Here is a 14,279-nt window from a genome sequence, read left to right as displayed (position 1 = left end):
TGACCAAGGAGTTTTCATGGAAGACGAAATGGATATTCAGCCCCCCATCGATCCGCAGAAAAAGGACACGGATATGTGCGAGGACTCAAGCGACAATCCGTTAATGGTAAACAGCGAGGAGGCTAAACAATCCGACGAGAGCAGCACGCCGCCACCGCTTTACGAAGACCTGCTTGCAGTACCCGCTGGCGAGTCCAGCTCCAAGGAAACGGCTGTCACGTATCCCGACTACCTGCAGAGCGTGCCGAGTTTCCCTTGGCAGCCCGATGAAGAAACCGTACGGGCAAACCCGATCTATCCCGCGCCCTATCTCAGCGGCAACACGCCCGACAGCGTGACCTATGAGCAATTGATCATCGGCGTGTACATCAACATCCCTCGTTCACCCAGGCTCTGGGTTGGCGACCAACTGAGGATGCGCTGGGGCTACAACACCTTCTACACCACGATTCCGGAGTCAAAGCGCCGCACGGGACCGCGCCTGATTCAATACCTGAACAGCGAACGGTTGGGCGACTACAAGGACGGCGTCGTCGAGGTGCGCTACGAAGTGGTGCGTCGCTCACGCCTGATCGGCGTCTCCGAAACCCTGAAAGTAACGCTGATCGGCGACGGCAAGCCGCGCCCACGGGCTCCCAGCCGCATTCGTGGGATTCGTCGCCGCAAACTGCGCCCATGACGCCCATTCGGAGCAACTGAAAAAGCCCCGGCGGCATCGCTGCAACCGGGGCTTTCAACACAACATCACAAGCGGCGATCAATCGCCCGAAGGCTTAGAACGCCAGACGCAGGCCGACATTCGCGCCCCACGGCTGCTCGACATGCTCGCCCTTCATGTAATCGAAGTCGGCATGCACCTGCAGACGCTCGGAGAGCGACACCGAGACCCCGGCGCCCAGCTCGGCGCGGGAGCCGAACAGGTCGTTGTCGAAGCGTTGGTCATTGACCTTGACGTCATTGCTACGGGAGAACTCATGCGCCCCCGCCACACGCACGTATGGCTGTACCACGCCGCCATCCTTGAGCGCGAACTGCCGCCCGACGGTGGCACCGACCTTGCCCAATACCGACTGGGTCTGGCGGGTCTTGGCCTGCAAGCCATTGTCCAGCGTGTAGTCGCTGCCATCGATCCACACGCTCGACAGCTGCGCGTAAGGCTCGACGAAGTAGTCGTCAGGCAGTTTGATGTGCTTGCCGAACTCCACCGATCCGCCCATGGCCATGTTGCTGTAATCGCCCTTGGCCTTCGCGCCGTCGCTCATCGCCACCTTCGACTCGTTGTGAAACTTGTTCAGCTTCACCACGCCGTCCAGGTAATACCCCTCCTCCGACAGCCAGGTGCCGTAAGCGCCGACGTAATAGCTGTCGACCTGACCGGAGGTGCCACGGCTCAGGTCCAGATCCGACTTGCTGTAACCGCCCATCAGCCCCACCAGCAGCTGCCCGTCACCGACCGGCACCGGCGTATCGGCACCGAACGACAGCCCGTGCTGCTTCTGCTGATAATCCACTCCCGAATCGAGCGACGCATTGAAGCGGTTGCCATAAGTGCGAATCCAGCCACCGCCCGACTCCTGCCCACGGACCTCGCCCATACGACTGCGCAAGGTGCTCAGCTCGCTGTTCCAGATCGTCGGACCGACGTTGAACAGCGCCAAGGCGCTCTGGGTCGACGGGCTGATGATCTTGCCGGAACCGACAATGAACCAGTCCGTGCCTTGTTGCTCCAGGGCGTAGGAATAGACGCCGAGGTCGGCGCGGTTCTGGTTGCCGACCAGTTCGAACTCGGCGTCGCCACCTTCGGTATGGATGATGCGCAGGGCATCGAACTCCGCAGGCACCACTTCTGCACCGGTGTTCGCGACGTTGACGTGATGGAAACCGCTGGCCTGGCCGGTGACGTTCAGCAAGTCGCCGGTGGCGTTGTCCAGGTTGATGCGCATGTCGAACACACCACGCCCGGACAGCTCACCCACGGTCAGGGTATTGAACCCCTCTCCACGAAAACTCACCCGCCCGGCCCCCAGCTTCAGCACCGGCAGGTTGTTATCCCCCAGCATCTGCCAGCGCGCATCGGAGTTGATGGTGAGGCTATCGACGTTCTGCACATTGCCGCTCAACCGCGCATCGTTCTGCAACACCACATCCAGCCGCGCCTCGTCGGCAGCGTACAAGTCGCCCTCGAGACGGCTGTCGTCGACGATCAGATCGAGCTCGCTCTTGTCGTGGACCTCGACCAGATTGCCGTTGCCGGAGATAAGCTCGGCGTTGTTTTGGAGGGTGATGGTGGCTTTGGCGATGCCCAAAGTACTGTCGTTCAGCTGGATGGCAGGTCCCGAGATTCCGGTAATCACAGAATCGTCAACTATGACAGAACTGGGCCCGCCCTCGAACCCAGCACCGGGGAACTTCCCTGGGGCCACAACCTTCAGGCCGACCGAGTCACCCGTGATTCTGCTCTGCGACTGGATGTTGATCTCTGCGGCGGACGCGGATACACCAATACCGTCACCATTGACATTCGAGGAGCCCATCACCTCGGTCCCGGACAAGATGACATTTCCCGATCCGACCTGCACACCGAAACCTGTGCCAGATATCTTGCTATCAAAGATGACCGCACGACCTTTTTCTCCATTCAACTGGACGCCGGTTTTAAAGTGGCTGACGATTGTGGCGTTTTCGGCGTAGAACTCGCTGTTCATCAGGTACAGAGCAGCAGCTACGCTGGAACCGTCAACATTCTGGATCACCGACCCTCCCTCCATCCTGAAAGCCGCATCTGGCGAATTGCTGAGGACGTTATTTATTCGTCCATTGCTCTTCAATATCAGCGTCGACCCAATACCTATCAACTGATACTCAGCCCCCGTAGCTTGATCAACCGTCACCGTAGTATTGCCGGGCACCACAATCGCACCCGGCAACGAACTATTTTTTTGCTCTTGGGCTATGGCTTGAGCTGCCAGCGTTACGCCGCATACCACGCCAATTATTTGCCAATGGCTCCCTGCGCCCCTGCGTTTTTTACCTTTGATCACACCGAGTGTCCTCCCTTAAAAAGAAAGGACAGCCTGCGGCCAGCGGGATATTTTTATGAATCCAAATGGAGATCGTTTCGCGCTGCGAATGCCCAAATGAATGTCGTCCAATTCCTACAGAGATATCCTCATTGTTATTTCAGTGAAAAAACCATTGGAACTATTAACTCAGAACAGCGGAGGTTTGAAGCCTACCCGGCACGTTAGTATCCAATGCCAGCTTCCTAAACTTTTGTAGGACGTTTCTGCCCGTATAAAAACAGGTGGAATTAAGTGGATAAAAAATATAAATATCTACCACCAACATTTGAAAGATCACCAACAGACGAGATTAGTCAACACTTGCTTATGATGCGATAAAGCAGCGTAATGTCATCCAAACAGATCGGAGGCCAACCTATAAATTCAACGAAGATGTAGCACGCTTGCAGCACGATCTGCCACGTGACACACAGCCAACCCAAAAGAGAGCAATCATGAAAAATAAGAAGACACGTAACTACCAGCGTTTTTTTACGCCTATATCTATCCCAAAGTCCGACCCGATTGACGGATTGGTAACGCTTGAAAACCTAATGCAAAAGATCGAAGTAACGTTTCCCGTATGGAATGAGGCCTCTCCGGGACATACCTACCAGTTAACCTGGAATGAGATATTAACCGCTGAAAAAAAGTCTATTACTACTGAGAATCCAGGCGACCCGTTGAGTCTGACAATTCCATCAGGGCTTCTGGTGAATGACGGAACCTATCAGGTGGGCTTCGCCGCTATCAACGAGCTGGGCGGACAAATTGCCTACTCTCGGCAAATCCCCCTAATCGTCGACCGCACCCCACCCGGCGGCGACCTCCTCGCCCCTTTGCTCTTGGACCCCAACCAGCTCCCCCTAACCGAAGAATCACTTGCAGCCGCCAACAATGTCCTGATCGCACGCCTCCCCAGCTACTTCGATGCCAAATGGGGGGATGTGGTGCGCACGTATTGGGGCGATCAGCCCGGCCCGGAACGCACCCTGACTGCAGAAGAACTGGGCGGCAGCAACATCGTCTTCACCTTCGAGCGCAGCTTTCTGGAGCAGCTCGTCGATGGCGATATTCCGGTGACTTACACCGTGACCGACCGCGCGGGCAATCTGTCGATCGTCTCCGAACCGGCGCTGTTGCGTCTGCAATTGCGCAATTACCCCCAAGGCCTGCTGGCGCCGGTGGTGCCGCAGGCCAACGACGGGATGATCGAACACAACGACGCGCGCCATGGTGTACAGGTGCAGATTCCTCAGTACGGCAACGCTCAAGCGGGCGATGTCATCATGCTGAACTGGGGCGGCGTGGCACTTGCCGGCCAGGTATTGACCGAAGCGGCAACCCTTCAGCCGGTGGTCCTGTCGATCATCGTGCCTTTCGACACCGTGCAATCGGCCGGAGACGGCGCAACAAAGGTTCTGTACGAGGTCCACCGCGACACTCAGTTGCGAGGCACGTCACCCGTTTGCGTGGTAAACGTGTTTGTCACGCTGCCCGGGCCCCAGGACCCGATGCCCGCCACGTTGATCAACGAACGATTGGCGCCGCCGCAAATCCGTGGCAAAAGCGACAGTACCAACCGGCTGCAAAACTTCCTCGATGAAGACGACTACCTGCTCAACGCCGATGCAGTGATCCCATGGCAAGACGGCTTCAAGGCCTGCGACCAGATTCACCTTTATTGGGGATCATGGCCGCTGCCGGTGGTGCGCTCTCTTGACCAAAACCATATCGACGCCGCAGCCGATCTTGTGATCTGCATCCCCAATGCGCTGATTGCGGGCGAAGGCGTCGGGCGCGCCATTCCCGTGCATTACACGGTGACCCATGCGGGCAATCCAAACACTTCACGCTCCTCCACTCAACGGGTCCGGGTAGTGCGGCGAGCGCAATTGCCCGGCGGTGAATGTGGATTAACGGGCGCGATATTCAATCAGGCTGACGACACGCATACGCTCCGGCTGCCCGCTGTTGCAGAGGGCACTACAGTATCGATAAAGCCCTATCGAAACATGAGCACTGGCGATCGTTTAGCGCTGACACTTTCCGGATTCGACCAATGGGTCGATGGACAACCCATGGAAGCCGCTTCGTTGGTTTTAACCAACACCGTGGATGACTTCCAGATCCTCAACGGGATTGTATTTAATGTGCCTAAAGCATTACTGGAACACTTTTCCACCGGACGTCTGGAAGCCAAGTACCGTATCGAAAACGACTACGGCATTGCCTGGTCGCTGAAAAGCGATGTGTATGTGGATCGCCGTACACCACAAGAGGCCTGTGCGTGACCGATTGCATCACAACAAGAGAATTTTAAAAAAATAAATATTTACCACCCCGTGTCTTGACAGCCAGCCACAACTGCTATTAGTTGAAATACATCCTATATAGGGAACCACGTTTTTCTGTATATGGATTAACCCAATTGCTACAGCCCGCTCGACACTTTTCGTCCCCGGGTAATTAATTGAAGTTCAGGCAGTCATTTTCGACCAGGATCCCGGCTGCCTTTTAAATGGAGAACTAACATGTGCAACTCACATCAACCGCCTTTGGTCACACGCCGTTCGAACAAGGCGCTGCCCATTCCAAACGTACCGGTTGCAGACCCTATCGATGGCCTGCTGACACTGGAAGATTTGCAACAGCCAGTGGTGCTGAACCTCGTCGTCTGGCCCGAAGCCGCTGTCGGTCACTCCTACCAACTGACATGGAACAGCGTTCTCACCGGCGAGAAGAAGTACATCACCACTGAGCAACCTGGGGATGCCTTGACGCTGGACATTCCGCCAGGTCTGCTCGCCAGCGACGGCAACTACGACGCTGGCTACGGGGCTATCAACGAAGTGGGAGGGCAAACTGCCTACTCCCCGGAAATCCCGTTGATCGTCGACCGCACCGCCCCCGGCGGCACCCTCCTCGCAGCGATGGTCTTCCCGGTTGAAACCCACGATGGCGTTCTCACTTCCGCAGAGCTGACCGCTCTGGGCGATGTGCTCACCACCGAAGTGCCGGGGTACACCGGCATGGCGTGGGGCGACCGGATTCGTACCTTCTGGGGCGACGTGGTCGGGCCGGAACACACCGTGACCACGTCGGAGGTGAACGAGGACCTGGTGATGCTGAACTTCACCCGCGCCTTTCTGGAAAGCCTGGGCGACGTCGAGGAGCCGGCGTATTTCACCGTCACCGACCGTGCCGGCAACGTGTCGATCAATTCGCTCTCCAAGACCTTCAAACTGTTCCTGCAGGAAATCCCGCAGGACTATCCAGCGCCTGTATGCGTCCAGGCGGACGATGGCGTGATCGACGATGCCGACGCGCGCGCCACGGTGGCAGTGGACATTCCTCAGTACCCGAATGCCCAGGTGGGCGACAAGGTCACCTTGTACTGGGGCAGCCACCCACTGCCGGAAGTCACGCTTCAGGCAGGTGACGAAACCTCCGACCCGGTGTTCACCCTCAATGTGCCCTATGCGGCCGTTGCGTTGTCGGGCGATGGCGATGTCGACCTGCATTATGAGGTGCGCCGCAACGAGCTGGCGGTGGGCAGTTCTCTGCGCTTGTCGGTCAACGTCAACCTGACCCTGGCGGGTCCTCAGGACCCGGATCCGGAGACCCCGGAAAACGAGGCACTGGACCTGCCGATCATTCGCGGCACCAGCGGCAACCCCAACAACGAAGACAACGTCATCGACGAAGACGACTTCCTGCTGGAGGCCACGGCGGTGATCGGCTGGAAGGATGAGTTCGCGATCAGCGACCGCATCAGCCTGTACTGGGGTTCGCAGACCACGCCAGTGGTGTACACCCTGCGTTCTTCGGATATCGACCGCGACCTGCTGCTGACCATCCCCAACGAGCTCATGGCCGCAGAAGGTACCGGCGACGCGATCAAGGTGGCCTACACCGTGACCCACGCGGGTAATCCAAACACTTCGAGGTCTGCCGCGCAGAACGTCATCGTGCGTTCGCAAGGTGAATTGCCGGGCGGCCCGGATGGCCTGTTGCGTCCGGTGTTCACCAACGCCAACCAGTACAACGCGATCAGTCCGGTAAACAGCCCCGACGGCACGCCGGTCTTTATCCCTGCCTACATCAACGCCGACAAATACCCGCGGGTAAGCGTGGTGTTCCACGGCTACAACCGGGCCAACGGTGACACCCCGGTGCCGGGGGGTAGCGTGGAATTCACCCACGTGCTGGACGAATTCGAACAAGTGGACGGCTACAGCTTCCGCGTGACGGCCCAGCAACTGAGCCTGATCTGTGAAGGTCGCGGCGAGGCCTACTACCGCGTCGAGGGCCCGGACGGCCTGATGGTCAACTCCCCGACCACTGACGTGATCATCACCATGGCCATCCCCGGCCAGGGCTGCTGATAGATCCAGGAGCGGGTCTTCGGACCCGCTCACCAAAAACAAAAAAAGGATGACTACTCATGAATATTGCAACCAACGCCCTGTTGCCCGCACCGGCCATGCAGAACCTGCACGATCCAAGCGGCATCGGCCATGCCGACACCCTGGACCCACAAGTGCCGCTTTCGGTGCGTGTCGGGCCTTATCTGGAGATTGCTGCCGGCGATATCATCGATCTGTATTGCGACGATCAACTGGCCTACAACTACACCGTCAGGCAGGAAGACCTGACGCCGGGCACCTTCAACTTCGTGATTTTGCCGCTGGATCAGAAGTTCGTTCGCCAGCCTGAAATACGCCTCTGGTACGAAGTCACCAAACCCATCGGCGGCCAGAAAAACCAATCGGCCCCGGCCACTGTCCCGGTCAAACTGACCCTGCCGGGCGGCACCGACACCAACCCGGCAACTCCCTGGGAAAACGAGCGTCTGGCCAAGCCAAAGGTCTTTCCCGAGGGCATCATCACCTCACCGGACGGCGTGAGCGTCGAGATCGCTGCGTACCTGAATATGTTTGTCGGTGACAAAGTCACATTGTCCTGGCACGGCGAAATCATTCGCACCGAGATCAGCCAGGCCCAGGTGGGCCAGCCTGTCACCGTTGCGGTCGGCAGAGAAATCATCGAGCGCGCCGGCGACTCGGACATGCTGGAAGTGCGCTACGAAATTCGTGACATCGTCAATAACTGGTCTCGCTGGTCGCTGCCCACCTATGTGGAAGTGGAAGCAGGCGACTCCACGCTACCGGCCCCAGTTACCCCACAAGCACCTGACATGCAACTGGACCTGGATCAGCTTTCCGGGGCTGACGTGCAAGTGCTGGTGATTGCGCACGCGGATATCCAGAGCGGCGATCAACTGGTGCTGTCGGTCGAGCGCAGCACCGCCGAAGGCATGCCGCTGGAAACCTGGAGCGCGAGCCAAACCGTGAGCGGACAAACCACATTTCACGAGTTCATGGTGCCCAACGCGCAATTCCAGCCGATCGCCCAAGGTCGGGCGCGTCTGTACTATCGAGTCAACACGCCTTCGGGCAGCAGCCAGCGGTCGAAGAGTCTGTCGCTGAAAATCGTCGGCCAGCCCATGGAGCTGCCATTGCCTCGTGTGCCTGCCGCAGAGCAGAACGGTGGCGTGCTGGATCCATCCTCCCGCAACGTTCGCGCTGAAGTGCCTGCCTATTACTTCATGTCGCAAGGCAATGACGTCCATCTGTTCTGGATGGGTAAAACCGAAGGCGGCGCCAATGTCATGCACGACGAGCTGAAAACCGTCGCCGGCGGGGACGTTGGCAGCCCTGTCGAGTTCGTCATCCCGGATGAGAATGTCAGCCTGCTGGCAGGCGGTTCGGTGGAGGTGTACTACACCGTCAACACGTTCGGGCGGGCGTTCTTCAGATCGCCATCGCTGTCCTTGACTGTAGGTCAGGACAACGCCGCGCCCCTTCCGCTCCCCACCATCCTTGAAGCCGCCAACAACCTCCTCGACCCTGCCGACACCGCTAACGGCGCCACGGTTGTCATTGCCGCCTCGGCCAGTCTGCGTCAGGGCGATCATGTGCGAGTGACCTGGAACGGCCCCAAAGGCAGTGACGAGAAGGAAAAGGTCATCGGTGCCGCTGAGGCGGGGCAAGATGTATCGCTGGTGTTCTCCAGTGCGCTGGTGAACGCCAACGAGGGTGAGCAGGTTTTGGTGTCTTATCGGGTCACGCGGGCGGATGGCACGGTGCAGGATTCCGGGGTTTATTCGGTGCGGGTGGCGAGTGCCTGGTCGTCGCTCCCCGCCCCAACCATGGACACCGTCCAGAACGACGACATCGTCAACCCAGCCCTGATCCCGGCAACCGGCGCAACCGTTCGGGTCCGTTACGAAATGCGCGCCGATGACCGGGTCAAGGTGATCTGGGTCGGGGCTTCCCGTCATGAAACGGCGGAGCAGGCGGCGGGCAGCGGCACTACCGAGCTGGTGTTCCAACTGCCGAAGGCGCTGATCGAGGCCAGCGAAAACGCGCAGGCGGTGCTCAGCTATCAGGTGTCGCGTTCGGGGGTCGACAAGGAATCGGAACGGCGGACGCTGACGGTGCGCAGCGCGCTGAGTTTCAACACGGCACCCGTCACGCTCGACGGTCAGGCGTTTCTGGTTCCTGCGCATCCGGATGTTTTGCCGACGCTGCCGGCGGGTACCTCGGTCGAGCGCGTTGCCACCGGCGGGACGCCTCCTTATGCCTACGGTTCGAGCAATCCGCTGGTCGCCCATGTCAGTGAAACGGGGCTGGCGACGGTGCGTGGCAAAGGCAGCGCTACGATCTCGGTGACCGATGCTGCCGGGCAGAGCCTGTCTTATGAGGTGACGGTGACCGGTGTCGTCCAGTGTTTTTCCCTGGGCACCGGCAAGTTCGGCGATATGTCCGCTGCGGCAGGCCAGCATGGCGGGCGTCTGCCGACAATTCACGAGCTGCGCGCGATTTATGGGGTATGGGGCAACAAGTGGCCACTGGTGAAGAACCAGACATGGTCGTCGACTCAGGCCAGGGTGACGCCGTTCGGCAAGACCTATTATGTGAAGAATCTGGGGAACGGTGCTGAGGTGGACGCGTACACCTACAGCGCCATCCCGGCGATCGGTATCCGCTGATACCCGCCGTTTCATGAGCCCCGAGCCGGGGCCAGACCAGGGCTCCGGCTTTGCCTGCGATGTTTACGGTATCAGGGAGATACCCGCCATGACTGACTCCACCCCTCCAACCGCGCCCAGCGCACGTGGCCATTTCAGCGCCCGAATCAACGGCACCCCGTTCATCACCACGGACCTGAGCGGCATGTCTTGTCTGCGCCCGGAATTGACTGGCGCGCGTAGCCAGCGCATCTGGAAAATACACGCGGTGGGCAAGGTCGGCCCCCATCGCACGGCGCTCGGCCTGTTCATCGATCAGACACTGGCGCCAGGGATTTACGACCTGGTGCGGGACGAACGACTGACGGCGGTTTATCACCTCACCCCCAAGCGGGTCGCCCAGGTATTTCACTCACGGGATTTTGCGCAGGGCCGCGTCCGGTTGCTGAGATGTAATGCTGACACCGGCCGCCTGCGGGGTAGCTTTGAGTTCGGTATTCCTGCGATGAACTTCAAGGTATCCAGAGGCGAATTCGATCTTCTATGCCCTCGCGAAGAAGACATCCTGGCATTAATCAAGTAAGCGTCTGGCAATGCGTTCAGCGGCGTCCTGCAGACACGCCTCGTAGCTGACGCCAGCGGCCTTCAGGGGTTTGAGGTCATGATTGGCGGTGGGCAGCCAGTGCACTTCGATCTGGCTGGACAACGTGTAGCCCTCCACCGTTTCGCGATTGCCGAGAGCGTCGCGCTCACCCTGAATGATCAAGGTGGGCGTGCGCAGGTCAGCCAGATGGGCGACGCGGGGCTTTTCCGGTTTGCCGACGGCATAGAACGGGTAACCCAGGCACATCAGGGCATCGGCCTTGAGGTCGTCGGCGATCAAGCTGGCCATGCGCCCGCCCATGGATTTGCCGCCGATGGCCAGACGGCCGCCGACTTTGGCACGCACTGCGGCGTATACCTCATGCCAGCAGTCCAGCAGTCTGGCCTGGGGATTGGGTGGCCGTCTGCCGCCGTCGATTCGGCGCTGGGCCATGTAAGGAAATTCGAAACGCAGCACGCCAACGCCCAGAGCGGCCAGACGTTCGGCCATGTCGTTCATGAACTCGCTGTCCATCGGCGCACCGGCGCCGTGGGCGAGAATCAACGTTGCGGATCTGGCGTTCACAGAAACCGGCGCATTCCACAACCAGCCATGCCCTTTTGCCAGTTGCGCGCATTGATCGGCGTCAATACTCGCCGGATGTCCTTTGCTCATGCTTGCCTCGGTCTGTCGCTCACAGCAGGTGAGGTGAATGGGATGGCCGACATTATGCCGACGACGAAAGGAAATGGCAGGTTGGCGGACCATGAAGATAGCCCGCCAAGACAGCCACGGTTCAGCTTTGGATATTTACCCTGCGCTGGCACTTCGGAAAAAAGCACCGACTCTCTGGGCGCCCCAACCCACACGCAACCGGGCGGTTTCATCGACGGCACAGGCTTTTTTTCCCGGTTTCGGTCGATCATCCGCGACGATCGCTGATCTTTTCTGCCAGCTCGGGCCAAATATTTGGGCAGTGAAAAAGTGCAATAGTCGACGGCTTTTGTATACAACTTTTGGTGTAGAAACACCCTCCCAAGGTACAGGGAATGTGGGAGGAGTAACGTTTCAGCAGTCTGTGCAAAACGCTCAGCGCCGCGGCCCGCAATGGGTCGCGGCGGCTCTGCAATACCGCGCGGCCAAGTGTCGCAGTTGTTGTTCAGACGTCTTCCCTCGCCGACCAATCACGTCTAAGCTTGCCGCCATGGTGGTCCGGCGACAGCTGGCCACAGGCTCAGTGAAAGGATTGTGCACGACCCTCGACCCTCTTGCAGACAGACAGCGCCGTCCTGTTCGTCACCCGCAGGGTTGTATCCAGTTTTCGGCATTCACGCGCGCTGCCTCACTCGTCCTGTTTTCCCGTCCTGACGGCCCACTCGGGCAACTTTATCGTGCAATACGTTGCGCGGCGGGTTGCCAAAATCCGTATCCATCGTTTCAGTCGTCCGGGTGACACGCCCTTTGCGTGGCAAACGGTCTACGCTTATTTCGATGTTGCGGCTGTTACCACACTAATAAAATACCCAAACCGTGGAACCTTAGAATGAGCACAGCAATCAGTCCGACTGCTTATAACTATAAGGTAGTCCGCCAGTTCGCCATCATGACGGTGGTCTGGGGGATCCTTGGCATGGGGCTCGGTGTCTTCATCGCCTCACAACTCGTGTGGCCTGATCTGAATTTCGGTCTGGAGTGGACCACGTTCGGACGCCTGCGCCCCCTGCACACCAACCTTGTGATCTTCGCCTTCGGCGGATGCGCACTGTTCGGTACTTCCTACTATGTCGTGCAGCGAACCTGCCAGACGCGACTGATCTCCGACGGCATGGCCGCCTTCCACTTCTGGGGCTGGCAGGCGGTGATCATCGGCGCGATCATCACCCTGCCCATGGGCTACACGACCACCAAGGAATACGCCGAGCTCGAATGGCCAATCGCGATCCTGCTGGCCATTGTCTGGGTCACTTACGCGGCGGTGTTCTTCGGCACCATCGTCAAGCGCAAGACCAAGCACATCTATGTCGGTAACTGGTTCTACGGCGCGTTCATCGTGGTCACGGCGATGCTACACATTGTCAACCACATGTCGTTGCCGGTGAGTCTGTTCAAGTCGTATTCGGCCTACTCGGGCGCGACCGACGCGATGATCCAGTGGTGGTACGGCCACAACGCTGTGGGCTTTTTCCTGACCACGGGCTTCCTCGGGATGATGTACTACTTCGTGCCGAAACAGGCCGAACGCCCGATCTACTCCTATCGTCTGTCGATCGTGCACTTCTGGGCGCTGATTACCCTTTACATCTGGGCCGGCCCCCACCACCTGCACTACACCGCCCTGCCCGACTGGGCGCAGTCACTGGGCATGGTGATGTCGATCATCCTGCTGGCCCCGAGCTGGGGCGGCATGATCAACGGCATGATGACCCTATCCGGCGCCTGGCATAAGTTGCGCACCGACCCGATCCTGCGCTTCCTGGTCGTATCGCTGGCGTTCTACGGCATGTCGACCTTCGAAGGGCCGATGATGGCAATCAAGACCGTCAACTCGCTGTCCCACTACACCGACTGGACCATCGGCCACGTACACGCCGGCGCGCTGGGCTGGGTGGCGATGATCTCCATCGGCGCGGTCTACCACATGATCCCGCGGCTTTATGGCCGTCCACAGATGCACAGCATCGGCCTGATCAACACGCACTTCTGGCTCGCGACCATCGGCACCGTGCTGTACATCGCCTCGATGTGGGTCAACGGCATCACTCAGGGCCTGATGTGGCGTGCGATCAACGATGACGGCACGCTCACCTACTCCTTCGTCGAGGCGCTGCAAGCCAGCCATCCGGGTTACATCGTGCGCGCCCTGGGCGGTGCGTTCTTCGCCAGCGGCATGCTGTTCATGGCCTACAACGTGTTCCGCACGGTGCGTGCGTCGAACACCGAAGAAGCTGAAGAAGCCGCCCAGATCGCTGTCGTGGGAGCCCACTGATGATCAAACATGAAATGCTCGAGAAGAACATCGGCCTGCTGTCGATCTTCATGGTCATCGCCGTTGCGGTCGGCGGCCTGACCCAGATCGTCCCGCTGTTCTTTCAGGACGTGACCAATAAACCGGTCGAAGGCATGAAGCCGCGCCCGGCACTGGAGCTCGAAGGCCGCGACGTGTTCATCGCCAACGGCTGTGTCGGCTGCCACTCGCAGATGATCCGTCCGTTCCGCGCCGAGACCGAACGTTACGGTCACTACTCGGTGGCTGGCGAAAGCGTCTGGGATCATCCGTTCCTGTGGGGCTCCAAACGCACCGGGCCGGACCTGGCCCGCGTCGGCAACCGCTACTCCGACGACTGGCACCGCGCGCACCTGTACAACCCGCGCAACGTGGTGCCGGAGTCGATCATGCCGGCGTACCCGTTCCTGGTGGAACACAAGCTCGACGGCAAGCTCACCGGTCGCAAGATGGAAGTCCTGCGCAGCCTCGGCGTGCCTTACACCGACGAAGACATCGCCGGTGCCGGTGCCGCCGTCAAAGGCAAGACCGAAATGGACGCGCTCGTGGCCTACCTGCAGGGCCTGGGCACCATCATCAAGAGCAAACGGTGAT

General features: G+C 59.3%; 10 protein-coding genes. 8 read left to right on the top strand and 2 right to left on the bottom strand.

The genetic code is table 11. The annotated features are described in order from the left end of the window. The first annotated feature begins 16 nt into the window (after positions 1–16). Positions 17–679, top strand: a complete 663-nt coding sequence (locus tag BWR59_RS28060) for a hypothetical protein (RefSeq protein WP_081568945.1) — start codon at positions 17–19, stop codon at positions 677–679. Between the two features lie 94 nt (positions 680–773). Here BWR59_RS28060 and BWR59_RS28055 read toward each other — a convergent pair whose 3' ends face one another. Next, positions 774–2,306 (bottom strand): autotransporter outer membrane beta-barrel domain-containing protein, encoded by a 1,533-nt coding sequence (locus BWR59_RS28055; RefSeq protein WP_230982103.1) that lies wholly within the window; start codon positions 2,304–2,306, stop codon positions 774–776. On the opposite strand from BWR59_RS28055, the gene BWR59_RS32970 reads away from it, so the two are divergent. The 5 genes from BWR59_RS32970 to BWR59_RS28035 all read left to right on the top strand — a co-directional run bounded on the left by BWR59_RS32970 (position 2,226) and on the right by BWR59_RS28035 (position 10,681). After that, positions 2,226–3,248 carry a hypothetical protein gene (locus tag BWR59_RS32970; protein WP_230982102.1) on the top strand — a complete coding sequence of 341 codons (1,023 nt, stop codon included), beginning with the start codon at positions 2,226–2,228 and terminating at the stop codon, positions 3,246–3,248. The two genes, BWR59_RS28055 and BWR59_RS32970, sit on opposite strands and share 81 nt — an antisense overlap. Before the next feature lie 269 nt (positions 3,249–3,517). After that, the gene (locus BWR59_RS28050; RefSeq protein ID WP_143490972.1) at positions 3,518–5,356 is read left to right on the top strand and encodes a hypothetical protein; all 1,839 of its coding nucleotides are present in this window, start codon (positions 3,518–3,520) and stop codon (positions 5,354–5,356) included. A 240-nt stretch (positions 5,357–5,596) separates the two neighbouring features. After that, on the top strand, positions 5,597–7,450 hold the full coding sequence (locus BWR59_RS28045) for a hypothetical protein (protein ID WP_081568943.1): 1,854 nt from the start codon (positions 5,597–5,599) through the stop codon (positions 7,448–7,450). A gap of 59 nt (positions 7,451–7,509) precedes the next feature. Further along, a complete protein-coding gene (locus tag BWR59_RS28040) occupies positions 7,510–10,119 on the top strand; it encodes a hypothetical protein (protein WP_143490971.1) in 2,610 nt (869 codons plus the stop codon). Between the two features lie 88 nt (positions 10,120–10,207). After that, positions 10,208–10,681: a hypothetical protein gene (locus tag BWR59_RS28035; RefSeq protein ID WP_081568942.1), complete on the top strand. Its 474-nt coding sequence runs from the start codon at positions 10,208–10,210 to the stop codon at positions 10,679–10,681. Here the strand turns inward: BWR59_RS28035 and BWR59_RS28030 are convergent. Continuing rightward, on the bottom strand, positions 10,670–11,356 hold the full coding sequence (locus BWR59_RS28030) for an alpha/beta family hydrolase (RefSeq protein ID WP_143490970.1): 687 nt from the start codon (positions 11,354–11,356) through the stop codon (positions 10,670–10,672). The two genes, BWR59_RS28035 and BWR59_RS28030, sit on opposite strands and share 12 nt — an antisense overlap. Positions 11,357–12,224: 868 nt before the next feature. Between BWR59_RS28030 and ccoN the strand changes: the two genes are divergently transcribed. Further along, complete coding sequence (gene ccoN / locus BWR59_RS28025; RefSeq protein ID WP_081568941.1) at positions 12,225–13,667, top strand: cytochrome-c oxidase, cbb3-type subunit I; 1,443 nt, start codon at positions 12,225–12,227, stop codon at positions 13,665–13,667. Further along, positions 13,667–14,278, top strand: coding sequence for a cytochrome-c oxidase, cbb3-type subunit II (ccoO, locus tag BWR59_RS28020; protein ID WP_143490969.1), 612 nt, complete (start codon positions 13,667–13,669; stop codon positions 14,276–14,278). The genes ccoN and ccoO overlap by 1 nt, the downstream gene beginning before the upstream one ends. Position 14,279: the final 1 nt, after the last annotated feature.

Origin of the sequence: Pseudomonas sp. Bc-h (assembly GCF_002080045.1) — a bacterium.
Classification (GTDB): domain Bacteria; phylum Pseudomonadota; class Gammaproteobacteria; order Pseudomonadales; family Pseudomonadaceae; genus Aquipseudomonas.
The sequence above is the reverse complement of the archived record's forward strand: the minus strand, read 5'-3'. Positions and strand labels throughout refer to the sequence as shown.

What these genes read in the sequence shown, in the direction of transcription:
- BWR59_RS28060 (WP_081568945.1), top strand. Translation starts at nt 17, where the DNA reads ATGGAAGACGAAATGGATATTCAGCCCCCCATCGATCCGCAGAAAAAG.
- BWR59_RS28050 (WP_143490972.1), top strand. Translation starts at nt 3,518, where the DNA reads ATGAAAAATAAGAAGACACGTAACTACCAGCGTTTTTTTACGCCTATA.
- BWR59_RS28045 (WP_081568943.1), top strand. Translation starts at nt 5,597, where the DNA reads ATGTGCAACTCACATCAACCGCCTTTGGTCACACGCCGTTCGAACAAG.
- BWR59_RS28040 (WP_143490971.1), top strand. Translation starts at nt 7,510, where the DNA reads ATGAATATTGCAACCAACGCCCTGTTGCCCGCACCGGCCATGCAGAAC.
- BWR59_RS28035 (WP_081568942.1), top strand. Translation starts at nt 10,208, where the DNA reads ATGACTGACTCCACCCCTCCAACCGCGCCCAGCGCACGTGGCCATTTC.
- BWR59_RS28030 (WP_143490970.1), bottom strand. Translation starts at nt 11,356, where the DNA reads ATGAGCAAAGGACATCCGGCGAGTATTGACGCCGATCAATGCGCGCAA.
- ccoN (WP_081568941.1), top strand. Translation starts at nt 12,225, where the DNA reads ATGAGCACAGCAATCAGTCCGACTGCTTATAACTATAAGGTAGTCCGC.
- ccoO (WP_143490969.1), top strand. Translation starts at nt 13,667, where the DNA reads ATGATCAAACATGAAATGCTCGAGAAGAACATCGGCCTGCTGTCGATC.